A 25,637-nucleotide genomic window follows, 5' to 3' on the forward strand; every position below is an offset into this window, starting at 1 on the left:
GACCTCCTATGCAAAGAACTTGCGTGCATGTTCGAGCGCATCCGCCAACGCATCCACCTCGGCCCGGGTATTGTAGAGACCGAAGGACGCACGGCATGTGGAGGTCACGCCGAAGCGTTTCAAGAGCGGCTGGGCACAATGGGTCCCCGCCCGCACGGCGACACCGGCACGATCGATCACCATCGACACGTCATGCGAGTGGATGCCGGCGATCTCGAAGGAGAAGATGCTGCCCTTGTTGGGCGCGTCGCCGAAGACCCGGAGTGAATTGACCGACGACAGGCGCTCGCGCGCATAGGCGGTCAGATCCGCCTCATGCGCCCGGATCGCTTCGCGGCCGAGCTTTTCCATGTAGTCGAGCGCGTAGCCGAGCCCGATCGCCTGAACGATCGGCGGCGTGCCGGCCTCGAAGCGGTGCGGCGGATCGTTGTAGGTGACGTAATCCTCCGTCACCTCCTCGATCATCTCGCCGCCGCCCTGGAACGGCCGCATCTCCTTGAGCCGCTCCATCTTGCCATAGAGCACACCGACACCGGAGGGGCCGTAGAGCTTGTGACCGGTCATGACATACCAGTCGCAATCGATATCCTGGACATCCACCGGCATGTGCACGGCGCCCTGACTGCCGTCGACCAGCACCGGAATGCCGCGTTCGCGGGCAATGCGGCAGATTTCCTTGACCGGAACCATGGTGCCCAGCGCATTCGACATATGCGTGATGGCGATGACCCTGGTTCGCTCGGTCAGGCACTTGACGAAGTCTTCGATATGAAATGCGCCGTCATCGTCTACGGGCGCCCAGACGAGCTTCGCGCCCTGCCTTTCACGGATGAAATGCCAGGGAACGATATTCGAGTGGTGCTCCATGATCGAAAGCACGATCTCGTCGCCCTCGCCGATTTTCGGCATGCCATAGCCGTGAGCGACCGTATTGATCGCCTCGGTCGAGGACTTGGTGAAGATGATATTGTCGGCCGAAGGGGCGTTCAGGAAACGGCGAACCTTCTCGCGCGCCCCCTCATAGGCATCCGTCGCGGCATTGGAGAGGAAATGCAGGCCGCGATGGACGTTTGCATACTCGTTGGAATAGGCATTGGCGACCGCATCGATGACGACCTGGGGCTTCTGCGCCGAAGCGCCGTTGTCGAGATAGACCAGCGGCTTGCCGTAGACCATCCGCGAAAGGATCGGAAAATCCTTTCTGATCGTCTCGACGTCATAGGCCGTCATCGGCGCAACCTGTTCCATGTCTTGTCCAATCAGGCGTGTTTTTCGAGCCAGGCCGAGATCACGCCCTCAAGCGCCTCGACCAGCGCCTCGTCCTCTTCCAGTTCCTCGACGATCTCGGCCACGAAGGCGTTAACGAGCATCGCGCGCGCCTTGTTTTCCGGGATGCCGCGGGAGAGCAGGTAGAAAAGCTGTGTATGATCGATATCGATTACCGTCGCGCCATGACCGCACTGCACGTCGTCCGCGAAGATTTCAAGCTCCGGTTTTGCCGAGAAATCGGCCTCGTCTGACAGGAGCAGCGTGTTGCACGACATCTTAGCGTCGGTCTTCTGGGCGTCCTTCGCGACCAGGATCTTGCCCTGGAATACGCCCTTTGCCCGGTCGAACACGACGTTGCGGATGATCTCAGTCGACGTCGTGTGCGGCACGTCATGGCTGAGCGTGAAGGTCACGTCCGTGTGGCCGTCGCCGCCGAGCAGGTTGATGCCGCGGAGCGTCAGGTCGGCACCCTCGCCGCTCGCGCGACCGTGAATCTCCTGGCGCACCAGCTTGCCGCCAACATTGATCACAAAGAGATGCAACCTTGCATCCTTGCCGAGATCGAACCGGATCTGGCCGAGATGGGTATCGGACGGTCCCTGCTGCTGCAGGATGATCCAGATCACGTCGGCGCCTTCGGCGAGCGTCACATCGCTGACGGACGAAACGAAGCTCGGTTCCGCATTGGTCGAGAGATGCCGTTCGATCACCGTCGCCTTGGCGCCGGCGCCGAAGGAAACCGGGAAACGCGTATGCGCCTGACCGTGGCTTTGAATAACCTGAAGCTCCAGCGGCACTTCAAGTTCAACGCCCTCGGGAACGGCGATTTCGACTCCGCCGCGAACCAGTCCGCCATTGATGCGCCCTATCGCATCGTCCGCACCGAGGACCGAGAGACCGGCAGCTGCAGAGCCGTCGATAAGGCTTTCGGTGTAGGAGCGCACCGTGAGGACGTCCGGGAGCCTCTCGATCTCCGCCTCGCCATTGCGAACGGAAATTACGGACGAACCGGGCACCAGGGCCTCGACAGGATCCGAAAAGGCGGCCGGATCGGCGGCAGGCACCGCACGCAGCAGTGTGCGCAAATCCGTGTAATGCCAGGATTCGATGCGCCGGGTCGGCAGGCCGGCGGTCTTCAATTCATGGACAAGCGCATCTCGGAGCGAGAGTACGGCGCCATCGCCCGGCAGATCGCCGAGCTGCGCGGTATAGGCATCGACGAGCGCCGTTTCGGCTGCCGTCATCTTGATCGCCTGTTGCATATTCATTCGAACCCTCCTTCAACAGGCGTCAGGCTGCTGCCTCGATGATATCCGCGTAGCCTTTGGCTTCGAGTTCGTGCGCCAGCGTCTTGTCGCCCGACTTGACGACCTGGCCCCTGTAGAGAACGTGGACCGTGTCCGGGACGATGTAGTCGAGCAGGCGCTGGTAGTGGGTGATGACGACGACGGCGCGGTCCGGCGAGCGGAGCGCATTGACGCCATCGGCCACAATCTTCAATGCATCGATGTCGAGGCCGGAATCGGTCTCGTCGAGAACGCAGAGCTTCGGCTCGAGCAGCGCCATCTGCAGGATTTCCGCACGCTTCTTTTCACCGCCGGAGAAGCCGACATTCAGTGGACGGCGCAGCATTTCCGGCGCGATCTTCAGTTCGGAGGCCGCTTCCTTGACGCGGCGCATGAATTCCGGCGTCGAGAGCTCGTCTTCGCCCCGGTACTTGCGCTGCTCATTCATCGCCACCTTCAGGAACTGCATGGTCGCAACGCCCGGGATTTCGACCGGATACTGGAATGCAAGGAAGATGCCCTTGGCCGCGCGCTCGGCGGCATCGAGCTCCAGAATGCTCTCGCCGTTGTAAAGGATATCGCCCTCGGTCACCTCATAGTCTTCGCGACCGGAGAGGATATAGGAGAGTGTCGACTTGCCGGAGCCGTTGGGGCCCATGATGGCGGCGACCTCGCCGGCCTTCACGGTCAGGTCCAGGCCGCGGATAATCTCGGTGCCGTCCTCGGCAATACGGGCATGCAGGTTCTTGATTTCAAGCATTGTTCGTCCTCTTCGGAAACGAAGTGTTCTCTTCTCGCGCAAGTCGTTGCGCGTCGGTTCGATAATTCGTGCGAGGCTTAGCCCACGGATCCTTCCAGCGAGATGCCGATCAGCTTTTGCGCCTCGACGGCGAATTCCATCGGCAATTCCTGGATGACTTCCTTGACGAAGCCGTTGACGATCAATGCGATCGCCGCCTCTTCCGGGATACCGCGCTGCAGGCAATAGAAAAGCTGGTCCTCGGAAATCTTCGACGTCGTCGCCTCGTGCTCGAACTGCGCCGTCGAGTTCTTCGCCTCGATATAGGGCACCGTATGCGCGCCGCACTTGTCGCCGATCAGGAGCGAGTCGCACTGGGTGAAGTTGCGGGCGTTCTCCGCCTTGCGATGGGCGGAAACCTGGCCGCGATAGGTGTTGTCCGAGACTCCGGCGGCAATACCCTTGGAGATGATGCGGCTCGACGTGTTCTTGCCAAGATGGATCATCTTGGTGCCCGAGTCGACCTGCTGATGGCCGTTGGAAACGGCGATCGAGTAGAACTCGCCGCGCGAGCCGTCGCCGCGCAGGATGCAGGACGGGTATTTCCAGGTGATCGCCGAGCCGGTCTCGACCTGCGTCCAGGAGATCTTCGAGTTTTTGCCGCGGCAATCGCCGCGCTTGGTGACAAAGTTGTAGATGCCGCCCTTGCCTTCCTTGTCGCCCGGATACCAGTTCTGAACCGTCGAATACTTGATCTCGGCATCGTCCAGCGCGATCAACTCGACGACTGCGGCGTGAAGCTGGTTCTCGTCACGCTGCGGCGCGGTGCAGCCTTCCAGATAGGACACATAGGCGCCTTCATCCGCAATGATCAGCGTGCGCTCGAACTGGCCGGTGTTCTTCTCGTTGATCCGGAAATACGTCGAAAGCTCCATCGGGCACCGAACCCCCTTCGGCACATAGACGAAGGAACCGTCGGTGAAGACGGCGGAGTTCAGCGTCGCATAGAAATTGTCCGACTGCGGGACGACCGTACCGAGATATTTCCGTACGAGATCGGGATGCTCCCGCATCGCCTCGGAGATCGACATGAAGATCACGCCGGCCTTCTTCAGTTCCTCCTTGAAGGTCGTGACGACCGAGACGGAGTCGAAAACCGCATCGACCGCGATCTTCGACTTCTGCACGCCGGCGAGAACCTCCTGCTCCCTCAGGGGAATGCCGAGCTTCTCATAGACCTTCAGAAGTTCCGGATCGACCTCGTCGAGCGACCTCGGCCCCGTCGTGCCCTTCGGCGCGGCATAATAGTGGATCTCGTTGAAGTCGATCTTCGGATAACGGACACGCGCCCAGCTCGGCTCGTCCATGGTCAGCCAGCGGCGATAGGCCTCAAGGCGCCATTCGAGCATCCAGCCCGGCTCGTTCTTCTTGCTGGAGATGAAACGGATGATGTCTTCGGACAGGCCCTTCGGCGCCTTGTCCATTTCGATCTTCGTCTCGAAGCCGTATTTGTACTGGTCCACGTCGATTTGGCGGACCTGATCAATGGTTTCCTGCACGGCAGGCATGTCGTTCTCCAATCTTGCCGGATCCAAGGTCCGGCAGCTTGACAACTCGATGCTGGTTTGCGCACCGCTTATGTAATGGCTAAAAGGCGCTTTTCACCCCGTTTGCCAAGCGGAAAATTGCTTTTCCGCAATTTCGTCCAAACCTTCCCTGGCTTACGCGGCCTCTCCGGTTGCCCGGCGACGCGCCGCCACTTTCGCGAATACCGTGGCGCATGCCTCGATCTCCGCTTGCGTCGTGCTCTCGCCGACCGAAATGCGCAACGCACCCTGGCGGGGATCATAACCCATCGCCGTCAGCACATGACTCTGTCCTACCTTGCCGGAAGAGCATGCTGAACCTGCCGAGAGCGCCACGCCTTCGAGATCGAACGCGATCTGGCCCGTTTCAGCCTTCAGTCCCGGCAGGGTAAAGAAGGTCGTATTGGCGAGTCGCGGGACCTCCGAGCCGTGGATCACTACGTCCGGCGCATGCTTCCGCATTTCCGTCTCGAGGCGGTCGCGCAGCGCAGCGACGACAGCCATGCGGCTCTCGATATTGCCGGCCGCCTGCCGGGCCGCGGCCGCGAATCCTGCAAGGGCCGGCGCGTTCTCCGTTCCGGAGCGATGTCCTTTTTCTTGTCCACCGCCGTGGATCAGCGGAGATGGCATCATGACTTCACCGCGGGCGATCAGGGCGCCCGCTCCTTTCGGCCCGCCAATCTTGTGCGAGGAGACAATCAGGAAATCGGCACCGAGCGCCTCGATCGACAACGGCACGCGCCCTGCCGCCTGCACCGCATCCACAACAAGAAGGCCGCCATGCGCGCGCACGATCCCGCCGATCTCGGCGATCGGCTGGATGATACCCGTCTCGTTGTTGGCGAGCATCACCGCGACCATCGGCAGGCCCGACTGGCGATCATGGGCGCCGAGCAAAGCTTCCAGCGCTCCGGTATCGACCAGGCCGGCGCCCGTGACGGGAATCTCGCAGATATCTTCGCGCGCGAACCGTCCGCCCACGCGCACGGCCGGATGTTCGATCGCCGAAACGTAGAGCTTGCCGAGTGTGAGCGGCGTGCGGCCCATGCGGAACTCGGGCGTCAGAACCATGTTCGCCGCCTCGGTGGCGCCGCTGGTGAAGGTGACCGCTGTCGCCTCCGCGCCGCAGAGCGCTGCCACGTCACGACGGGCGCTTTCGATGAGGGCCCGGACAGCACGGCCCTCGCCGTGCACGGACGATGGATTGCCATTCACGTCGAGCGCGGACAGAACGGCTTCGCGCGCTTCGCCGAGAAGCGGCGCCGTCGCGTTCCAGTCCATGTAAATCCGCGCCCTCGGCATGCTTTCCATCATCAAAACGAGCTGCCCATTCCGCAAAATCGGTGCCGTTGCATTTTTCTTGAATTTTCCGCGCCGCTTGCCTTAAGAGACGAAGCACATGGCGGAATGCCCGCACCGAAGTTTTGAACGGTTCTAAAGTGGGTTCTAGAAAAGCTGACTCGTTTCGTCAAGACAGATCGGCACCAAGAGCCGCGATTTGAACCAGAAACATCCCCGGAGAGCCAATGCCCGAAATTATTTTCAACGGACCGGCTGGTCGCCTCGAAGGCCGTTATCAGCCTTCGAAGCAGAAGAGCGCACCGATTGCGATCATCCTGCATCCGCATCCGCAGTTCGGCGGAACGATGAACAACCAGATCGTCTATCAGCTCTTTTACATGTTTCAGAAGCGCGGCTTCACCACTCTGCGCTTCAACTTTCGTGGCATCGGCCGCAGCCAGGGCGAATTCGATCACGGCGCCGGCGAGCTTTCGGACGCCGCCTCGGCGCTCGACTGGGTGCAGAGCCTGCATCCGGATTCGAAGAGCTGCTGGGTGGCCGGCTATTCCTTCGGCGCCTGGATCGGCATGCAGCTTCTGATGCGCCGGCCGGAGATCGAGGGCTTCCTCGCCGTCGCGCCGCAGCCGAATATTTACGACTTCTCGTTCCTTGCACCCTGCCCGTCTTCCGGCCTGATCATCAATGGCGACGCCGATAAGGTCGCGCCCGAGAAGGATGTGAACGGGCTCGTCGAGAAGTTGAAGTCGCAGAAGGGCATCCTCATTACCCACCGTACGGTCGCCGGTGCGAACCATTTCTTCAACAGCCAGATCGAAACCCTGATGGCGGAATGCGAAGACTATCTCGACCGCCGGCTCAACGGCGAACTGGTGCCGGAGCCCGCCGCAAAGCGTATCCGCTGAACCACATCGGCTCGTTCGAACGGAAGGCCCGGAAATCGAAAGCGGTTTCCGGGCCTTCTTCGTTTCGGCAACAGCGCCGCGCGTCTTTTCAGACGCGCAAGGTCGCTATAACGCTGTGAATCTGCGCATCGAGCTTTCCGAACATTCGGTCCGTACTTTGGGCCCATGCGCGAGACGAAAGGATCAGGAGTTCCCCGCCCGCCGTGAAGCCGAGGCAGCGAAGAGGCGCACGGGCGGTTCGGCGCATTCCACGCGGTTCCTTCCGCCCGTCTTGGCGGCATAGAGCACCTTGTCGGCGCGGTGCAGCGCTGCCTCCAATGTCTCTTCCGCCATGACGGTGGCGACGCCGAAACTTGCGGTAACCCTGACGCTTTCCGCAAGACCGTCGATGCGTGCCGAGGCCAGCGCGGCGCGCATACCATGCGCAAGCACGCGCGCTTCCGCCATGCCGAACCGCGGCAAAAACACGGCAAATTCCTCCCCGCCAAGGCGCCCCGGCACCGCCATGCCTGGCAGGAGATCAGTAAGCACGTGGGAGAGTTGGCGGATCACCTGGTCGCCGGCATGGTGGCCGTAAGTGTCGTTGACCAGTTTGAAGCGATCGAGATCGATGAGGATCATGGTGCCGGGACCGTCCTCCCCGTCCTCCCGCAGGAATGGAGCCACGCGTTCCATGAAGCCGCGGCGATTATAAAGGCCGGAAAGCGGGTCCAGTTCCGAACTGGCGCGCGCCTCGTCGATGATCTCCTTGACCAGGACGCCAAGCATCGCCACGCCGGTCGCCACGATCAGCATGGCGCCCAAAGCCTGCGAGATCAGCGCGAAAGTGCTTGTGAGATAATCCGCTGCGGTTGTACCTGATCCGGCGGCGATCGCAGCGTAGATCTTTACCAGGTAATAGATCGCACTGAGGGTAAGGAGCCAGAACAGGATTTTGTCCGCCTGCGACCGTCGCTCGGAGCGTAGGACGGTCGCGGCGGACGAGGCCTGAATGACACAGAACGGCATTTGATAGAAAAAAGCGTGCTGCAATGTTCCACGCGGCAGGTCGTAGATCATCAGGTCCAGGGCCACGCAAGCGGCGAAGAAGACAGCCAGGTGCGGCAGCTTCGCCGGCACCTCATAAAAGAGCCCGAGTGCGAAGCGGATCAAAAGAAAGCCGCCTAGGACGCTGGCAAAGGCGCCAACCGCGAAAAACTTCGGCACTGGCGTAAATGGCAGAACGGATTCGAACACGGCCGAAAGGGACGCCACTGCAAAGCCGGCGGCGCACCAGATCGCCGGCAGCCTTGCCTGGCTCTTTGCCGCAATGACGAGGAATGCCACGACGAAGACCTGGGCAATGATGAAGTTCACGGCCAGAAGGGAAATCGCACCACCCATCGACAGAATCCGAAAACTCCCGGTAGCAGGTCAATCGACCTGCAAAAAGCTGTGTTGCACAACGGGACGCAGGTTAGCGGCCGAGCACGAAGAAAACATTAAGCCGCCTTGGGAATATCAAGACTTGAACTCCCACAGGCTTGCCGGCTTGGCCGCCATCCGTCCGCCGCTCACCGGCCGTTTGACGCCTGTCGTGCCGGGATAGCTCAAGGGCAGGCCGCGTAGCGACCGCACGGCGAGATAGGCCCAGGCTTCAGCCTCCATCGAATCGCCATTGAGTTCCAGCGCCTCTGCGGCAAAGACGCGTCCGCCCGCCTTCTCGGCAAGCGCGCCGAGGTCGCGCATCACGACGGGATTGAGGCGGCCACCGCCGCAGACGATGTAGGTCGCGGGCTTTGAAGGCAAGTGGCAGGAGGAGCGAACGATCGCTGCTGCCGTCACATGCGCCAGGGTGCGGGCGCCATCTTCGAGGCTTGCATCGGTCGGCGCCAGCGGCGCAAAGTCGTTGCGGTCAAGTGAGCGGCGCTTCTTTGCCGTGAAGAATGGATGCGAAAGGTAGCGGTCGACAAGCTGCGGCAGAATCGTCCCTTCGCTTGCGATCATGCCGCCCTGGTCGAAGGGTATTCCGGCATGCGCCTCCACCCACTGATCGATCAGCGCATTGCCCGGGCCGCTGTCATAGGCGACGATTTCTTCGCCCGCGCCGATGAAAGTGAGATTGGAAATGCCGCCTATGTTGACGAAGACGATAGGCGCGTCGATCCCTTGCCTCTCGGTTAGTCCGCGCGCAAGCACCGCATGATAGGCCGGGATGAGCGGAGCCCCCTGACCGCCATGGACCATATCGTTTGCACGCATGTCGTAGACAACGTCGATGCCCGTTTCCCGCGCCAGCATCTCCCCGTCGCCGATCTGCACCGTCAAAGCCTCATCCGGGCGGTGCAGGACCGTCTGTCCATGAAACCCGACCACATCGACATTTTCAGACAAGAGATTATTTTCACGCAGGAATGTCCTGACGGCATCGGCATGCCGCAACGTCAGGTCCCGCTCGAGTTCGGCGAGTCTGCCTGGCCGCTCCTGCCTCTTCACGATCGAGCGCGCGTCGTCCAGCCCTTGCTTCAGGCGCTGTCGGAAGTTGGGATCATAGGCAAAGCCGGTGGAGGGGCCCCGTTCGACGATACTGTCGCCGTCGGTCTTGATGAGGGCGACATCTATGCCGTCCATGCTCGTGCCGCTCATAAGCCCGATCGCGGTCAACACCCTGCCCAATTGAATCTCCTCACGACGCTCGAGAATCGGAGGCGCGCAATGCTCCCTCGGTTCCCCGTTCATAGCAAAACGCGGTCCGCGCAAACACGTGCACTTTCGATAAAACAGTGCTAAAGGCCGGCCCGAAACGTCATAACAAGCCGAAAGAGACAGCTTATGTCCGAGTTCAAGTCCGATTTTCTTCGCACCCTCAGCGAGCGCGGTTTCATCCATCAGACATCGGATGACGCCGGTCTCGACGAGTTGTTCCGCAAGGAAACCGTGACTGCCTATATCGGCTTCGACCCGACGGCCCCGAGCCTGCATGCGGGCGGTCTTATTCAGATCATGATGCTGCACTGGCTGCAGGCAACCGGCCATCGCCCCATTTCCCTGATGGGCGGAGGCACCGGCATGGTCGGCGACCCGTCCTTCAAGGACGAAGCGCGGCAATTGATGACCGTCGAGACGATCGAAAGCAACATCGCCTCGATCAAGCGCGTCTTCGCCAACTATCTCGATTACCAGAAGGGCCCCGATGCGGCGCTGATGATCAACAATGCGGAGTGGCTGCGCTCGCTCAACTACCTCGAATTCTTGCGCGACGTCGGCCGCTACTTCTCGGTCAACCGCATGCTTTCGTTCGACAGCGTGAAAACGAGGCTCGAGCGCGAGCACTCGCTCTCCTTCCTCGAATTCAATTACATGATCCTGCAGGCCTATGACTTCGTTGAGCTTAACAAGCGTTATGGCTGCCGCGTTCAGATGGGCGGCTCCGATCAGTGGGGCAACATCGTCAACGGCATCGATCTCGGCCATCGCATGGGAACGCCGCAGCTCTACGCCCTCACCTCGCCGCTGCTGACGACGGCATCTGGGGCGAAGATGGGCAAGTCGGTCAACGGCGCGGTCTGGCTCAATCCGGACATGCTCGGCCCCTACGAGTTCTGGCAATACTGGCGCAACACCGAGGATGCCGACGTGACGCGCTTCCTCAAGCTCTACACGACGCTGCCAATGTCCGAAATCGCACGGCTGTCGCAGCTCGACGGCTCGGAGATCAACGAGGTGAAGAAGATCCTCGCGACCGAAGTCACCGCCATGCTGCATGGGCGCCCGGCCGCCGAACAGGCCGCCGAAACGGCGCGCAAAACGTTCGAGGAAGGTGCGCTTGCCGAGAATCTGCCCTCAGTCGACGTCCCGGCCGCCGAGCTCGAGGCGGGCCTTGGCCTGTTGACCCTCATGGTGCGCGCCGGTCTCGCCACTTCGAACGGCGAAGCGCGGCGGCATGTCCAGGGTGGTGCCGTGCGGATCAACGACCAGCCGGTCAGCGATGAACGCCGGATCATCGGCAGCGCCGACGTCACCGGAGACGGCGTGATCAAGCTCTCGCTCGGCAAGAAGAAGCACATGCTGGTGCGGCCGGCCTGAGGGGCCGCCCTCACTGAAATTCAAATATGTTGCGGAAGACGCCGGGCGCGATGATCGACAGCGGGTTGATCAACAGGCTCGGCTGGTCGAACGGTCCGGTCAGTTTAAAGGTGATGCCGAGCAGGCCGCGGTCGCGGCCGTTGCCGAGCAAGGCGCCGATCAGCGGCAGCTCGCCAAAAAGCCGATTGAGGCCATAGGCGGGCATGAAGGTGCCCGTCATGTCCATTCGGCCGTTCGCGTCGCGGATCGTCCCCTGGAAAGTTGCACCCACATCGACGCCGCGCAGGACGCCGCCGTCGACCCGAATGACCCCGCGGTCCAAAAGGAGCTGCGCATAGCCGCGCTCGAAGCGAGCCGTGCTGACGTCGATATCCCGCCGCACGGCCTGATTGAGGCTGCGGCCGTCCTGCCCGGCCGGCGTCGAGACCATTGATTTAAGCTTCTGTTCCCCTATGAGCGAAAACTTTCTGAGGTCGACCGCGCCGCGCCAGGATCTGGCGCCGCGGTCGCGCAGCCTCAGGTTCAGGAGCCCGCCCCGCATATTGCGATATATGTCGGTGAAGCGGGCGAGCGCGCCCGCATCGCTTGTCGTCAGTTCGAGCGTATTATCGGCCCCCGCTTTCACCATCCTGGCGACCACTGCCTGGCCGCTTCCGGTGACCGCAGATAGGTCGACGTCGTCGATCTGCTGGCCGCGTGTCGAATAGGCGAAGTTCACATTAAAAAAGACCTCGCCGTTGAAGCCGGTGACCCGGTCGAGCCGCGCATTGATCTTCACGTTGCCGGCGTCGCCGGAGCTCGCGCCGCCCTTCGCCCGCGCCAGCGGTAGCCTGATATCCGCCGATGGACCGGTGAGGGCCACGGTGTATCCGCCCTTTCCGCGCTCGACGGCGACTGAAAAGTCGTCGCCGTGTGCGAGCCTGACACCATTAAGCCGTGCCGTGGCCAGACCGGCATCATCGACGCGCAGGTCGCCCGTCGCGCCGAAGCCGTCGCCCGCAATACGGAAATCGCTTATCTCCGTGATGCCGTCGGTCGCCTTCACGGTGAATTCCGCCTTGGCGGCAATACCGGCGCCCTTGCTCCACCCGATCCAGGGCAGCGACAGCGACGCCCCCGCGAGATCGGCCTTCACGGATTGGCTGCCGTCTTCGGCGAGCGAAACCTCGACCTTGGCCGGTCCCCCGACGATCCCGGACAGAGCGGGCGCGATTTTGCGCCGCGCGGCATCATCCAGCGTTCCGGAAATATCGCGCGTTCTCGTCACATTCGCAGCCGGGTCAACCGGTTCGGTGAGGGCGATCCGCATTTTCGCCCCATCGATCAAGGCATCCGCATCGAGGACCGCCTTGCTGTTGTCGATCCGCATCGCGCCGGTCAGGTTCTCAATGGTGCGACCGGCCACGGGCCGATTGAGCGTGACGTCCTGAAGCCGCATCTCCGCCTGCCAAAGGGGGCGCGGCGGGTCCTGATCCATGATCAATCCGAACCGGGCCCCCACGAGCGCGGTCATCGGCCCTTTGAAATCCTCCGGCACGAAAGGCGTTTTCTGGAGCGCATGGATCGGCCTGTAGGCGACGAGCTCGGCGATGGCGTCGGCCTGGCCGCCCACTTCAATCTTCATCTCCGCCATCAGCGGCTTCATATGGACGTCGGGAATGACGAATTCCCCGCCGTTCAGGGTCACGGAGCGCCCCGAGGCGAAGTAGGCCACGCCTTTGCCGACCGCCACCGACATGCGCTCGCCGCTCAGCCGGAAGCTGCCGGAGGTATCGCGCAACGGCGGAATCTCGCCGGCGATGTTGATGCGCGTATCGTCGATCGCGAAATTTATGTTGAGCTCGTGCTCATCGAGCCTGAGGTCGCCCCCGCTCTCGGCGATGCGCCCCTCCGGAATCGAGACCTCGATGCGCGCATCGGTAATCATGCCGCCGAAAAGATTGCCGATGGCCCATCGCCGCGCACCCTTGGCAATCCACCAGGGCCACAATTGCTTGATGGCAGTCGAATGCATCTGATCGCTCAGCGCAACGAAACTGATCTGCGGAGAGGTCTTGCCGAAGGCGGCCGAAAGCGAACCGGCCATTGAGCCCAGCGGGCTCGATATCATCAGGCGGTCAAAGATCAGCCGGTTTGTATCGGCCTCGAATCTCCCGTTCGCCTTGGCATCGAAGGTAAGCGGGCGCTCCTGCATGTCTTCCGGAGCGGAACTCGCATCCCTGAGAAGCAGGTCGACGGCGAACCCCCTCTTGCCGGCGTCGGAGACCTTGTCGAGATCGACCAAGGCGCCGGTGAAGGGAAAGGTCGACTGGCCGATCCTCACCATGGATGGCAGGATCTCCACCGAGGAGCGCTCGAAGTCATAGGAGATGTTCAGCTCCGATGGATTGAGTGCGGAGGTCAATCCGCCGGCATGGAAACGCCCCTCGGATGTCCTGACGGCGACTGCGAGCGTTGGCTTCGTGCCATCCGCGGCGCGCGTCGCCTTCAGGCTGACGCCGGCGGCCGTGTCTATCCCGAAGGCGTCCTCGTTTCCCGATTTGCCGTGATAGAGGAAGGGCGTGAGTGGTACGTCCTCCAGGGCGGCTTCGATGGCGGTGATACGCCCGCCGTCGCCAAATGCGCGCGCCGCCAGATGCGTCCGTCTACCGTCCATTGCAACCGCGCCATCGACGCGGATGGAGCCATCCGGCTCGCGGCTGAAGGCCAACGATTCGACATGGATCGGTACGCTTCGAGCGCGCGCACCCGTCACCGACAGGCTGAAGTCGGAAAGCTGGATCGTTTGGGTTGCGCTGGTCGCCGTCAGCCGCGACATGCCGTCCACCTGTGTAAACAGCGCTTCGAGGGCAGTGCCGACATCGGCAATGCGAATCGCCGCGAGATTGACGGGTTCACCACGCGGCAAGAGCCCGGTGTCGAGATCGCCCCCGTCCGCCTCGAGCCTGGATACTGCGATCCGGCCCATCAGCAACGCAAGCGGATCGAGTGCAATCGACACGGCCGCGAGCCTGACGACAGGACGCCCCGCCCCGCCCTCGTTCAGGGTCACTCCGCGTGCCTTGAGCGCGAGCGCGCCTCGAGCTGTCACACGGAGGACGGTGCTCTCGACCTCGGCGCTGTAGCTGGGGCCAAGCGCGCCGTTGAGAGCCTTGCGTGCGCGCGCGTTGAGGGGGCCATCGGCGAGCCCGCTTTCGACGACGGCGATGAGGGAGGCCATGATGAGGAAGAAGACAAGCGAAAAGCAAAGAAAGACCTTGCCGCACAGGCGCAGCGTGCCGCCGGACGACGGCGCGTGCACGATGACCGGATCATGGGCTTGCGCAGAGGGCAGCGCATGCAGCGCGACGATGTCTTCCTTGCGAAAGCAAATCCTTTCGCCGCGGATTTCGCTCATCTCCGCAGGCGTCCTCCACGTGAATGGTGCATCGAGTTTCCCCTGTCATGCCCGATACTTGGCTCGCGCCGGGTCTGATTATGCGCAACTAGATCACAATTCGCCGAACCCAACCACCATGCTTCGCTTCGCATGCTGTGGAAAGCGCGGTTCTGCCGCCCAGTTTCCGTGCGTCGAAGCGGCGACCATGGGTCATAATGCAAGGACCCGTCGCGCGGCTGTCGAGAATCTGTCACAAGTCTACCGGGAGCCTCGAACGATCCACGTTAAGCCTGCGACGCCGTGGCTCATTCATCGGCCACGAATGGATTCGTCGAAGCGCTCAAAAAGTACCGCACGAACTATCCCCGGCCGGTTCCGTTCCGTGGCCTCATGCAGTACCTGGGGAATGTCCAGAAAACTTGGCGTAAGAAAGGCTCAATCATGGCACTATTGCGGTCCGGCGATGCCGCCCCGGATTTCGAGCTTCCCCGCGACGGTGGCGGCTCCCTTTCTCTCTCCGCTCTGCGCGGAAAGCCCGTCGTCCTCTTCTTCTACCCGAAGGACGACACCAAGGGCTGCACACAGGAGGCAATCGCCTTTTCGGGGCTTGCGGAGGAGTTCGCAGCAGCGGGCGTCGCGCTGCTCGGCATATCGCCAGATTCCGTCAAGAGCCACGATCGCTTCGTCAGCAAACACGACCTCACGGTCCCGCTTGCCGCGGATGAGGAAAAGGCGGTTCTCAATGCCTATGGCGTCTGGGTGGAAAAGAGCATGTATGGCCGCAAATATATGGGCGTCGAACGCACCACCTTTCTGATCGATGCGCATGGCGCGATCAGATACGTCTGGGAAAAGGTGAAGGTGGCCGGCCATGCGGAGGAGGTTCTCGCCGCCGCAAAAGCCCTTGCCGATGCCTGACGATGCCGACGCTCCCGCATTTCCATAGCTTGCGCGGTGCGGCCGTCGAAGCGATCCGGGCAGCGGATCTTGCCATCAAGACCGAGCTGGCCCAGGAGGCCCATCGGCGCTGGCAGGCGGGCACATTATCGTTGCGCTCGCCCCTCGACCGCTCCGTTCCGGCGCGCCCCGGTCGGCCGGAGAGGCCGATCCTGACGCCGCCGACGCAGGTCAAGCGGCGCTCTCTCGGCTCGCTGAAAGGACGCATCGCCCTCCTCCACGCGATCGCCCATATCGAACTGAACGCGGTCGACCTTGCGCTCGACATCGTCGCCCGTTTCGCCAGCGAGCCCGTCCCGCATTCCTTCTTCGATGGCTGGATGCGGGTCGCCTTCGAGGAAGCGAAGCATTTCCGCATGGTCCGGCAGAGACTGAACGGTCTCGGCGCCGACTACGGCGACCTGCCGGCGCATGACGGCCTCTGGCAGGCCGCCCACGATACGCGAAACGATTTGACGGCTCGACTCGCCATTGTGCCGCTCATTCTCGAGGCGCGCGGCCTCGACGTCACGCCGGCCCTGCAGGCGAAGATGCGCGAGACCGGCGACCACGAGAGTGCTGCCGTTCTCGACGTCATCTATGAAGACGAAAAGGGCCATGTTGCCGTTGGCGCCAAGTGGTTCCGCTTTCTCTGTGCCCGGCAGAAAAAGGACCCGGCCGCAACCTTCCAGGCGCTGGTGCGGACGAATTTCCGCGGTCCACTGAAAGCGCCCTTCAACGACATTGCGCGCGCCGAAGCCGGACTGACGCCCTCCTTCTACAGATCAATGACGGCCTCGACCAACATCTGAGATGGGGCGCATTCAAGGATTTGTTAACGCTAATAAAGTGTAATCGCCACGGGCAACGCGGATTATTTCGCATCTGGTGGGGGTTGAGTGAGTGTCTGTTCGTCCGGCAAACGGCGGCTTCGGGAAAAGATCGCGGAGCCACGTTCTGATTCTCGCAAGCGGCGACAAGGTCAGGCATGTGACCGTCCGTCCGTGGATGGTGGCCGTCGTCACATCCATTATCGGCGCTTTCGGCATCGGCTACCTGGCCGCGACCACCTATCTCGTGCTTCGCGATGATTTGATTGGCGGCACGATCGCCCGCCAGGCGCGTATGCAGCATGAATATGAGGACCGAATCACCGCGCTTCGGGCGCAGGTGGACCGGGTGACGAGCCGGCAATTGCTGGACCAGCAGGTCGTCGAGGAAAAAGTCGAAAAACTCCTGCAGCAGCAGCTCGAGATTTCATCGCGCAGCGGCAGACTGGGCGCCCTGAGCGGCGGCATCGCATCGGCCGAGCCGATCGGGCAGGATGCACCGCCGCCACACACGGAGCCGCCGGCTTATCAAGAGCGCGCCGGGGCCCAGGGCGGGCTCAAGGCGATCGAAAAGATCATGGGTGTTGCCGAGCCGAGCTTAGACGCGCCCCATGCTCGCGCGGCCCTCGCCTATGCGCCGATCACGACCGCGGCGGAGGCCGGAGAGACCACATCCGATCGGGTCGACCGGATTTTTTCCAAGGTGACGCTGTCCCTGAAAGGTGTCGAGCGCGACCAGATGGACCATATCCGACAACTGACGGACGGAGCACTTCAAGCATCCGAAACCATCAGATCCATCGTCGAGCGCACGGGTATCCTTCTGCCCGCTCATGAAACGGCCGACGTCTCATCCGCTGTTTTGAGAACGGGCGCTGTTTTGAGAACGGGCGAAGCGGCGGGGATCGGCGGGCCCTTTGTCGAGCCGCAAAAGGACGACGGATTCGACCAGTCCCTCGCCGCACTCGACAGTGCCCTTCTCGAACTGGAAGAGACCCGCGCCGCAGCCCGAAAGCTGCCGCTCGCAAGCCCGGCGCCGGCAAACGATATTACCAGCAATTTCGGAAACCGGCTGGACCCGTTTTTCGGGCGGCTTGCGCTTCACGCCGGGATCGATTTCCGTGCGCAGACCGGCACGCGCATCCGCACTACCGCGGCAGGAACGGTTAAGGCCGCAGGGCCGGCGGGGGGCTATGGCAACATGATCGAGATCGATCATGGCAACGGCGTATCGACGCGCTACGCGCATCTCGCGATTGTTCTGGTCAATGTCGGTGACCGTGTGAAGGCCGATCAGGTGATCGGCAAGTCCGGCAGCACCGGCCGCTCGACCGGTCCTCACCTTCACTACGAGGTGCGGCTGAACGGCCAGGCCGTCGATCCAATGCGGTTCCTAAGGGCCGGGACAAAGCTCGCCGACTATATCGATTAAATGGCGGCCGGTAGGGTCAAGGCTTGACCTGAAGTGGGGTAGATTTCCGTTTTATTGGCCGCCACCCACATCAACGTGCTGGATTTCTTGACTTTCGGCGACTTCCGTCTTATGAGCGCTGGCACGTGGTGGTGGTTTTTCATCGACCGACCTTATGTTCTATTGAACGAAACGGAAACAGTTTCCACATTGACCAATTTTGCTGATCTTGGCCTGAGCCAAAAAGTTCTCTCCGCCGTTACCGATGCGGGCTATGCAACGCCGACTCCGATCCAAACAGGTGCCATTCCGCCGGCCCTCCAGCGTCGCGACATTCTGGGCATCGCCCAGACCGGGACGGGTAAGACCGCGTCCTTCGTCCTGCCGATGCTGACGCTTCTGGAGAAGGGCCGCGCCCGCGCCCGCATGCCGCGCACCCTGATCCTCGAGCCGACACGCGAACTTGCTGCCCAGGTGGCGGAGAACTTCGACAAATACGGCAAGAACCACAAGCTGAACATCGCGCTGCTGATCGGCGGCGTTTCCTTCGAAGAACAGGACCGAAAGCTGGAGCGCGGCGCCGATGTGCTGATCTGTACGCCCGGTCGGTTGCTCGATCATTGCGAGCGTGGCAAGCTCCTGATGACCGGCGTCGAGATCTTGGTCATCGACGAGGCGGACCGCATGCTCGACATGGGCTTCATCCCGGACATCGAGCGCATCGCCAAGCTGATCCCCTTCACGCGGCAGACGCTGTTCTTCTCGGCAACGATGCCGCCGGAGATCCAGAAGCTTGCCGACCGGTTCCTGCAAAACCCCGAACGTATCGAAGTGGCGCGCCCCGCTTCGACGGCGATTACGGTGACGCAGCGTTTCGTTGCTTCGCATGCGAAGGACTACGAAAAGCGCGCGGTGCTGCGCGATCTCATCCGCTCGCAGGAAGAACTGAAGAACGCAATCATCTTCTGCAACCGCAAGAAAGACGTTGCCGAACTTTTCCGGTCGCTTGATCGCCATGGCTTTTCGGTCGGCGCGCTGCATGGCGACATGGACCAGCGCTCGCGCATGGCGATGCTAGCGAACTTCAAGGACGGCAACATCAAGCTCCTGGTAGCCTCCGACGTTGCGGCACGCGGTCTCGACATCCCGGCTGTCAGCCACGTCTTCAATTTCGACGTGCCGATCCATGCGGAAGATTATGTGCACCGCATCGGCCGCACCGGCCGGGCCGGCCGCTCCGGCGCTTCGTTTACCATCGTCACCAAGCGTGACACGAAATTTTCCGACGCCATCGAGAAGCTGATCGGCCAGAAGATCGAGTGGCTGAGCGGCGACCTCTCGGAACTGCCGGAGCCGATGGAGAGCCATGACAACGGACGTCGTGGCCGCGATGGCCGCAGGGACCGCAAAAAAGATGTGGAACGTTCCGGAAAGGGGCGTGCAGAACATAAAGCCGATACCGCCGACAGCGATAGTGCGGCCGAACTCGAATCAGTCATGGAAAGGGTGGTCGCGGTGAAACCGGAACGGAACGCCGACAACAAGCAGAGCCAGGCCGGCCGCAACCGTCCGGGCCGAGCCCAGACGGCGGCCAATGACGACAATCGCGATCGTCGCGGCCGCAACCGTCGCGACCACGACGATGGTCCGACGCCGATCGGCTTCGGCGACGAAATCCCCGCCTTCATGCTGGTCGCCGGCAAGGCCTGACCACCGGGCCCATGGCTTTCCCCGGCACCGATTTTCCAGGACTTGGATGTGGGCTTGCGGTACTGCGCGACGGCAAGATCCTGCTCTGCCGCCGCCTGAAGGCGCCGGAAGCGGGGCACTGGAGCATCGTCGGCGGCAAGGTCGACCATATGGAACGCGCGCAGGATGCCGCACGCCGCGAGGCGGAAGAGGAAAGCGGCCTTTCCATCCATTCAACGCGCTTTCTCTGCGTGAGCGAGCAGGTGATCGAAGCCGACCGCCAGCACTGGATCTCGCTGATCTACGCAACGGAAGATTTTTCCGGCGAGCCGCGCCTCACGGAACCGGACAAGTTGTCCGATATCGGCTGGTTCGACCTCTCCGCCCTGCCCCAGCCGCTGTCGCGCTTCGCGGCCGACGCCGTGCGGGCGCTCGGCTGAACGCAACAGGTGGGATGAGGAACGGGGCGTTTCCGTCTATATCCCGCGCCTCGACGCTCCCCTCTGGCCTGCCGACCGTCTCCCCTCATTTTTTCGCCCTAAGGGCTGCGGCATAGGCCATCCGCACCCAGCGGCCCATCTCATCCGGATCGTCGAAGGCCGACTCGGGAATGCTCCAATAGGGCATCTTCACCGGCTTCCCCTTGCCGTCATAGGTCCATTGCCGGCTGCCCGCCTCTTCGAGCTCCGGTGCCGTTTCGGCATCGCCCTTCAGCAGGATCTCGCCATCGACCTCGAGCGCAAGGATCACGCCCTGGAAATAGATGCCCTTGCCGCCAAACATGCGGCGGATCGTGACGGGTCCCAGCGTCTCGAACATGTCCTCGATCGCCGCATTGTCCATCGCTTTACTCCTTCAAGACGCCCCCGGCCGCAGCGATCGCTTCCGGCGTGTCGAGGTCGACACGCGCGGCAGCGCCAAGCTCGACATCGATAACAGGAAGACCGCATCGCTCGACGATATGCCTTGCGCCAACGTCACCCACAAGCTGCCGCACGGCGCCAAAAGTGATTCGCGGCAGAATGACCGGATTGCCGCGCTGTCCATCGGCGACCGCGCGCACGACCGCGGCGCCGGACTCCGCATCGAAGGCGCCGACCAGCCTTGTGAGGTGCTCGGCCGTGATCCCCGGCATATCCGCGAGCATCACCAGCATGCCTCCCGTTGCTTCGTCGAGCGCTGAAAGGCCGGCCACCAGCGATGAAGCCATGCCGCTCGCATAGTCGGGATTCGAGACGAACGTCACGGGCAGACCGGCAAGCGCGGCCCTGATTTCCGGCTCACGATGCCCGGTGACGACGACCACCTTGTCCGTGGCGGCAAGCGCCGTTTCGACCGCACGGCGGACAAGCGGCACGCCGTCGAGTTCGGCGAGAAGCTTGTGCCTGCCCTCCGGCCCCATCCGGCTCGCCCGGCCAGCCGCCAGTACGACGACCGCTACCGGGCCGCGGCGTGGCGCGACGGCGGCTTCGCGCGGCTGCGGACGCGTCGGGATTTCCTTCAGCAGGCCGCCGACACCAAGCGCGGTTATATCCGTCGAACTCGGCCATTCACCGGCAAGCAACCGATCGAGAATCCAATCGAATCCGTTCTCGCGCGGACTGCGGGCGCAACCGGGAGCACCGACGACCGGAATTTCGCCAAGCCGCCCGAGGACAAGCAGGTTTCCGGGATCGACCGGCATGCCGATATGATCGACGATGCCGCCCGCACGCCGGATGGCGGCAGGCACCACATCGTACGGATCGGCGACCGCCGAGGCGCCAAAGACAACGATCAGATCGTGCGCCGTCCTCAGTTCGGCAATGGCGTCGGCAACCGCTTCTTCTCGATGGGCCACTCGCCGTTCCGTCGCGAGATCGCTGCCTGAGCGCGCGAGGCGCGCGGCGAGCAGGATATGGGTCTTGTCCATGACCTGGACCTTAAGCGACGGCAACTGAGTTGCAACCAGGGCGACGCGGCGTGGCGCGAAGGGCTTGACCTCGAAGGGCGGCTGCGCGCTGAGCACCGCTGCGGCCTCCTCGACAAATTTCCCCGGCACAGCCAGCGGGATGATCTTGATCGTCGCCAACATGTCGCCCGCATCGACGGCGATGTGGTCGGAAAGGCAGGCGAGCGTGATCGCAGCATCGATGCGGTTGATGCGATCCACCACGCTACGGCTGGCGACGAAAAGCCCTCTCGCGGTGGCATAAATATTCACCCGGCCGGTCGCCGCAGGAGTAAAACGCAGGTGGTCCTGAGCGATCGCCGAGGCAATACGCGCCGCGGCCTCGTCCTCGGACAAGTCGCCCGCCTCGAGCCGAGCGACGATGACTTCGTTCACATCGGCCTCCGCCAGGAGCGCAAGGTCGGCCGCTGTCAAGCGGTGCCCCTTCGGCAGCTTTTGTGACGCGGTCTTCACCGCATGCGCGAGAATGGCGCCCTCGGCGGTAGAGAGCGCCACCGGACCGAATTTCATGGTGCTTCCCCTCCCCACCCGAGCTCTCGCTTGCGCAACGCCGCGATGATCTCGGCCAATATGGCGATTGCTATTTCGGCCGGGCTCGCTGCGCCGATATCGAGGCCGATCGGAGCCCGGATCCGGCCAATATCCTCTGCCGCTACGCCAGCCTGCCGCAATCTCTCGACGCGGGCCGCATGCGTCTTACGGCTGCCGAGGGCGCCGACATAGAAGCAGCCGGCCTCCAGGGCGGCGCGAAGCGGATGGTCATCGATCTTGGGATCATGCGTCAGCGCGGTGAGCGCCGTGTAGCGATCGAGCGGGCGCGCGGTCAACACGTCCTCCGGCCATTCCGCGATGAGCTCTGTGCCTCGAAAACGCTCCTCCGTCGCGAACGCTGTCCGGGGATCGATGATCGACAGATCGAAGCCCGCGACCGGCGCAAACTGCCCCAGGACTTGCGAGATATGGACGGCGCCGATGACGACGATGCGCGGCGGAGGCAAGTGTACATTGATGAAGAGCGAGCGCTCGCCGAGCGTCGCCAGCGTCGGCCGCCCGGAACGGAGCGCACCGGAAATCGCGGCCTCCCATTCGGACGGCAGTGGCTCGCCCTCGAGAAGGGTTTGGGTGCGGCCGGTTGCGAGGTCGGTGACGACTACCGCAGCCCGGCGGGCGGCGCGTGCGGAATTGAGACTTTTGAGAGTGGCGATGTTCATGGATCAGCCGTCGACGCGCTCGATATAGACGCGGATCCGGCCGCCACAGGAAAGGCCGACGCGCCATGCCGTCTCATCGGCGACACCGAATTCGAGGATCTTCGGCGCGCCCGACTGGATGACGTCCGCCGCTTCGGCGATGACCGCACCTTCGACACAGCCGCCCGAAACCGAACCCTGGAAATTGCCCTCGCCGTCGATCACCAGATGACTGCCGACCGGCCTCGGCGCCGACCCCCAAGTCTCGATGACCGTCGCAAGTGCAACTGCACGGCCTTGTCTGTGCCAGGTTTCGGCGACCTGCAGAGGATCGAGGATATTCCCTTCTTTTGTCATTCCATGCTCTCCCTCATCGCCTCCACGGCGCCGCGCGTCTTATCAGACGCGCAAAGGTCGCTGTAGCACTTTGAATTGCTGCATGTCTTTGTCCTTAGAATCGACACCGATTGAAGGAGACATGCAGTAGATCAGAATGATTGCCGCGCATTTCAATCCCTATCATCGGGTGGATGCGCCCGTAAGCCGCCGACCGGCTTCACCAAGAACCGCCGCGGATCGGCGTTGCGCGTCCTCCGGCCGGACAGGGATTTCACCAGGTCGGCAACCGATTCGAGATTATGCACTGCACGAAGCTCGTCGACATGCGGCAGCATCGCCCTGACGCCACGCGCCCGCGCTTCGAACCCGTCGAAGCGCAGCAGCGGATTGAGCCAGATGAGGCGGCGGCAGGCGCGGTGCAGGCGATCGGTCTCGGCTTCCAACTGGGCCGTATCGTCACGCTCGAGACCGTCGGTGATCAGGAGGACCACAGCACCCTGCCCGAGTACGCGTCTGGACCAGCGCCGGTTGAACTCGTGCAGCGCTTCTCCGATTCGCGTACCGCCCGACCAGTCCTTCACCGCCGCCACGCATTCATCGAGGGCCTCGTCTGGATCGCGGTTGCGCATCTGCCGAGTGACATTCGTCAGGCGCGTGCCGAACAGGAAGGTGTGAACGCGGCGCCGCTGCTCCGTCAGCCCATGCAGAAAATGCAGGAAAATCCGTGAATATTGGCTCATCGACCCGGAAATGTCAGCCAGCACGACGACCGGTGGATGGACGAGGCGCGGTTCGCGGAAGCGCGGCAGAATGAAATCGCCCCCGAGGCGCATGGCGTCGCGCATGGTCGTGCGCGGGTCGACGCGGATCGGCCTGCGCGACGCGCGGAAGCGGCGTGTCCTCACCCGGTCGAACGGAAGAAGCAGCGACGACAGCGCTTTGCGCGCTTCCGCGATTTCGGCGGCGCTCATCTGGGCGAAATCGGCCTTGCGAAACACCTCGCGTCCAGAAACGGTGTGACGCGCATCGAGCTCGATCTCGGACGTTTCCCGAGGCGGCCGGGCGTCTTCCCTGCCCCCGAGCAAAGCATCGCCAAGGCGCGCCTCTCCCGCGCGACGCCGCCGTTCGTCGCTCGCGCGTGGTGGCGCCACCGGCGACATCAGCGCGATCATCTTGCGGACCAGATCGCGCCTGCGCCAGAACAGGCGGAACGCCTCGTCGAACAGGGGCTGATCCTCATGGCGCTTCAGCAACGTGCATTGAAGCGCCGCATAGAACTCGTCACGCGATCCGATCCCGATCGCCGCGACGGCCTCGATCGCATCGGCAATGGCAGCGGGACCGATCCGCATCCCTGCGCGCCTCAGGGCGCGGGAGAAGTAGACGATATTGTCCGCGAGCCGACCCGCTCCGGGCGGTTCTTGTCTGGCGGTGCTGTCGGCACGTGGGGTCATGGCGCTCAACCCGGCGCCGCCAGTTCGGCCTTGACCTGGGAAAGCAGCTTTCGTCCCTCCGCACCTTCGATCCGCGCTATGTCGTCCTGATATTTGAGAAGCGTCCCGAGGGTATCCGCAAGCGTCTCCGGATCGAGTGCAAGCGTATCGAGCTCGGTCAAGGCCGTCGCCCAGTCGATCGTCTCGGCGACGCCGGGATTTTTGAAAAGATCGATTGTCCTGAGCTTCTGGACATAGGCGACGATTTCCCGCGACAGGGTTTCGCTGCAGCCCGGCACCTTGCGGCGGATGATCTCCAGTTCCTGCGCCGCCTGGGGATAGTCGACCCAATGATAGAGACAGCGCCGTTTCAGGGCGTCGTGGATTTCACGCGTCCGGTTCGTGGTGATGATGACGATGGGCGGCTCGTTTGCACGGATCGTTCCAAGTTCAGGTATCGTCACCTGGTAGTCGGAAAGCACCTCCAGCAGAAACGCCTCGAAGGCCTCGTCGGTGCGGTCCAACTCGTCGATCAGGAATACAGGCGCGCGCCCGGCACTGGACGAGATCGCCTGAAGCACCGGTCGGCGGATGAGGAACCGTTCGGAGAAGATATCGCTCTCGATCCTCTGCCGGTCGACCATTCCGACAGCTTCGGAGAGGCGGATCTCGAGCATCTGCGCCGGATAGTTCCATTCGTAGACGGCGGACGCGATATCGAGCCCTTCGTAGCATTGCAGCCGTATCAGCGGCCTGTCGAGGGAGCGGGCAAGCACCTTGGCAATCTCGGTCTTGCCGACCCCCGCCTCACCCTCCAGGAAGAGCGGACGCTTCATTCGGAGCGCAAGGAAGAGAACGGTCGCGAGCGCTGTTCCGGCGAGATAGTCGTGCGCCTCCAGCATCGCCGCCGTCTCGTCGATGGACCGGGGGATCCTTCCTGTCACCGGCTGCGCCATGTCTCCTCCGTAAATGCATCCTTCAGTCGGACAGCGGCCGTTGCGAGCGGGAACAGCACCACCGAATCGCCCTGAGAGTCATGATTGGCCAAATGGACGTCCACCTCATGGAAACGTTAGGTCGCCGCTTCACCATGGGCAAGAGCCGCCTCCAACCTTGTCCGTCTCATTATCTCGCTTTGCAGCCGCACCGGCGCCCTCCTAGGCCCTCGTTGGCTGCTTCGCAGACGATATTACCCGAATACAGGCAGCGCCGCTGGCCCGAGTAGCCCGGCAGACGGAAGCAGAAACAACGGCGCGTAAGACTCGGCTGTTCACCAGGCGTGTTGCCGGTCGAGGAGGCGGAGACGAAGGCCGCCTGTTTGGTGGGTCCG

General features: G+C 62.7%; 21 protein-coding genes. 7 read left to right on the forward strand and 14 right to left on the reverse strand.

The genetic code is table 11. The features are described from left to right. Window positions 1-6: 6 nt before the first annotated feature. The 5 genes from SJ05684_RS07685 to SJ05684_RS07705 all read right to left on the reverse strand — a co-directional run bounded on the left by SJ05684_RS07685 (window position 7) and on the right by SJ05684_RS07705 (window position 6,182). The gene (locus tag SJ05684_RS07685; protein ID WP_034854845.1) at window positions 7-1,248 is read right to left on the reverse strand and encodes a cysteine desulfurase; all 1,242 of its coding nucleotides are present in this window, start codon (window positions 1,246-1,248) and stop codon (window positions 7-9) included. 11 nt (window positions 1,249-1,259) lie between these two features. After that, entirely contained in the window at window positions 1,260-2,537 is a 1,278-nt protein-coding gene (sufD, locus tag SJ05684_RS07690) for a Fe-S cluster assembly protein SufD (RefSeq protein WP_034854846.1), read from the reverse strand. 22 nt (window positions 2,538-2,559) lie between these two features. Continuing rightward, on the reverse strand, window positions 2,560-3,315 hold the full coding sequence (sufC, locus tag SJ05684_RS07695; RefSeq protein ID WP_034854847.1) for a Fe-S cluster assembly ATPase SufC: 756 nt from the start codon (window positions 3,313-3,315) through the stop codon (window positions 2,560-2,562). Between the two features lie 77 nt (window positions 3,316-3,392). Then, a complete protein-coding gene (sufB, locus tag SJ05684_RS07700; protein ID WP_034854848.1) occupies window positions 3,393-4,862 on the reverse strand; it encodes a Fe-S cluster assembly protein SufB in 1,470 nt (489 codons plus the stop codon). Between the two features lie 153 nt (window positions 4,863-5,015). Then, the gene (locus SJ05684_RS07705) at window positions 5,016-6,182 is read right to left on the reverse strand and encodes a cysteine desulfurase family protein (RefSeq protein WP_034854916.1); all 1,167 of its coding nucleotides are present in this window, start codon (window positions 6,180-6,182) and stop codon (window positions 5,016-5,018) included. A gap of 224 nt (window positions 6,183-6,406) precedes the next feature. Here SJ05684_RS07705 and SJ05684_RS07710 point away from each other — a divergent pair, with 224 nt between their 5' ends. After that, a complete protein-coding gene (locus SJ05684_RS07710; RefSeq protein ID WP_034854849.1) occupies window positions 6,407-7,084 on the forward strand; it encodes an alpha/beta hydrolase in 678 nt (225 codons plus the stop codon). A 183-nt stretch (window positions 7,085-7,267) separates the two neighbouring features. On the opposite strand, the gene SJ05684_RS07715 is transcribed toward SJ05684_RS07710, so the two are convergent. After that, complete coding sequence (locus tag SJ05684_RS07715) at window positions 7,268-8,467, reverse strand: GGDEF domain-containing protein (protein WP_034854850.1); 1,200 nt, start codon at window positions 8,465-8,467, stop codon at window positions 7,268-7,270. A 117-nt stretch (window positions 8,468-8,584) separates the two neighbouring features. Continuing rightward, the gene (locus SJ05684_RS07720; RefSeq protein ID WP_034854851.1) at window positions 8,585-9,739 is read right to left on the reverse strand and encodes an anhydro-N-acetylmuramic acid kinase; all 1,155 of its coding nucleotides are present in this window, start codon (window positions 9,737-9,739) and stop codon (window positions 8,585-8,587) included. 156 nt (window positions 9,740-9,895) lie between these two features. Here SJ05684_RS07720 and tyrS point away from each other — a divergent pair, with 156 nt between their 5' ends. After that, window positions 9,896-11,149, forward strand: a complete 1,254-nt coding sequence (gene tyrS / locus SJ05684_RS07725) for a tyrosine--tRNA ligase (protein ID WP_034854852.1) — start codon at window positions 9,896-9,898, stop codon at window positions 11,147-11,149. A 10-nt stretch (window positions 11,150-11,159) separates the two neighbouring features. Here the strand turns inward: tyrS and SJ05684_RS07730 are convergent, their stop codons facing one another. Then, window positions 11,160-14,546: a YhdP family protein gene (locus SJ05684_RS07730; RefSeq protein ID WP_034854853.1), complete on the reverse strand. Its 3,387-nt coding sequence runs from the start codon at window positions 14,544-14,546 to the stop codon at window positions 11,160-11,162. 423 nt (window positions 14,547-14,969) lie between these two features. Between SJ05684_RS07730 and SJ05684_RS07735 the strand changes: the two genes are divergently transcribed. The 5 genes from SJ05684_RS07735 to SJ05684_RS07755 all read left to right on the forward strand — a co-directional run bounded on the left by SJ05684_RS07735 (window position 14,970) and on the right by SJ05684_RS07755 (window position 19,834). Beyond that, window positions 14,970-15,446: a peroxiredoxin gene (locus SJ05684_RS07735; protein WP_034854854.1), complete on the forward strand. Its 477-nt coding sequence runs from the start codon at window positions 14,970-14,972 to the stop codon at window positions 15,444-15,446. A gap of 2 nt (window positions 15,447-15,448) precedes the next feature. Next, window positions 15,449-16,276, forward strand: coding sequence for a ferritin-like domain-containing protein (locus SJ05684_RS07740; protein WP_034854855.1), 828 nt, complete (start codon window positions 15,449-15,451; stop codon window positions 16,274-16,276). Window positions 16,277-16,367: 91 nt separating this feature from the next. Then, on the forward strand, window positions 16,368-17,726 hold the full coding sequence (locus tag SJ05684_RS07745) for a M23 family metallopeptidase (protein ID WP_034854856.1): 1,359 nt from the start codon (window positions 16,368-16,370) through the stop codon (window positions 17,724-17,726). 189 nt (window positions 17,727-17,915) lie between these two features. After that, entirely contained in the window at window positions 17,916-19,415 is a 1,500-nt protein-coding gene (locus SJ05684_RS07750) for a DEAD/DEAH box helicase (protein ID WP_034854917.1), read from the forward strand. 11 nt (window positions 19,416-19,426) lie between these two features. Further along, on the forward strand, window positions 19,427-19,834 hold the full coding sequence (locus SJ05684_RS07755) for an NUDIX hydrolase (RefSeq protein WP_034854857.1): 408 nt from the start codon (window positions 19,427-19,429) through the stop codon (window positions 19,832-19,834). A gap of 85 nt (window positions 19,835-19,919) precedes the next feature. On the opposite strand, the gene SJ05684_RS07760 is transcribed toward SJ05684_RS07755, so the two are convergent. The 6 genes from SJ05684_RS07760 to SJ05684_RS07785 form a co-directional block, all read right to left on the reverse strand. Further along, a complete protein-coding gene (locus SJ05684_RS07760; RefSeq protein WP_034854858.1) occupies window positions 19,920-20,237 on the reverse strand; it encodes a TfoX/Sxy family protein in 318 nt (105 codons plus the stop codon). A 4-nt stretch (window positions 20,238-20,241) separates the two neighbouring features. Next, on the reverse strand, window positions 20,242-21,855 hold the full coding sequence (locus tag SJ05684_RS07765) for an NTP transferase domain-containing protein (RefSeq protein ID WP_034854859.1): 1,614 nt from the start codon (window positions 21,853-21,855) through the stop codon (window positions 20,242-20,244). Next, complete coding sequence (locus tag SJ05684_RS07770; RefSeq protein WP_034854860.1) at window positions 21,852-22,556, reverse strand: XdhC family protein; 705 nt, start codon at window positions 22,554-22,556, stop codon at window positions 21,852-21,854. The genes SJ05684_RS07765 and SJ05684_RS07770 overlap by 4 nt, the downstream gene beginning before the upstream one ends. Window positions 22,557-22,559: 3 nt before the next feature. Further along, window positions 22,560-22,892 carry an XdhC family protein gene (locus tag SJ05684_RS07775; protein WP_034854861.1) on the reverse strand — a complete coding sequence of 111 codons (333 nt, stop codon included), beginning with the start codon at window positions 22,890-22,892 and terminating at the stop codon, window positions 22,560-22,562. Between the two features lie 152 nt (window positions 22,893-23,044). After that, window positions 23,045-24,328: a vWA domain-containing protein gene (locus SJ05684_RS07780; RefSeq protein ID WP_034854862.1), complete on the reverse strand. Its 1,284-nt coding sequence runs from the start codon at window positions 24,326-24,328 to the stop codon at window positions 23,045-23,047. A gap of 5 nt (window positions 24,329-24,333) precedes the next feature. Continuing rightward, window positions 24,334-25,263 carry an AAA family ATPase gene (locus SJ05684_RS07785; protein WP_034854863.1) on the reverse strand — a complete coding sequence of 310 codons (930 nt, stop codon included), beginning with the start codon at window positions 25,261-25,263 and terminating at the stop codon, window positions 24,334-24,336. Between the last annotated feature and the right edge of the window lie 374 nt (window positions 25,264-25,637).

The sequence above is a fragment of the Sinorhizobium sojae CCBAU 05684 genome (genome assembly GCF_002288525.1).
Taxonomy (GTDB): domain Bacteria; phylum Pseudomonadota; class Alphaproteobacteria; order Rhizobiales; family Rhizobiaceae; genus Sinorhizobium; species Sinorhizobium sojae.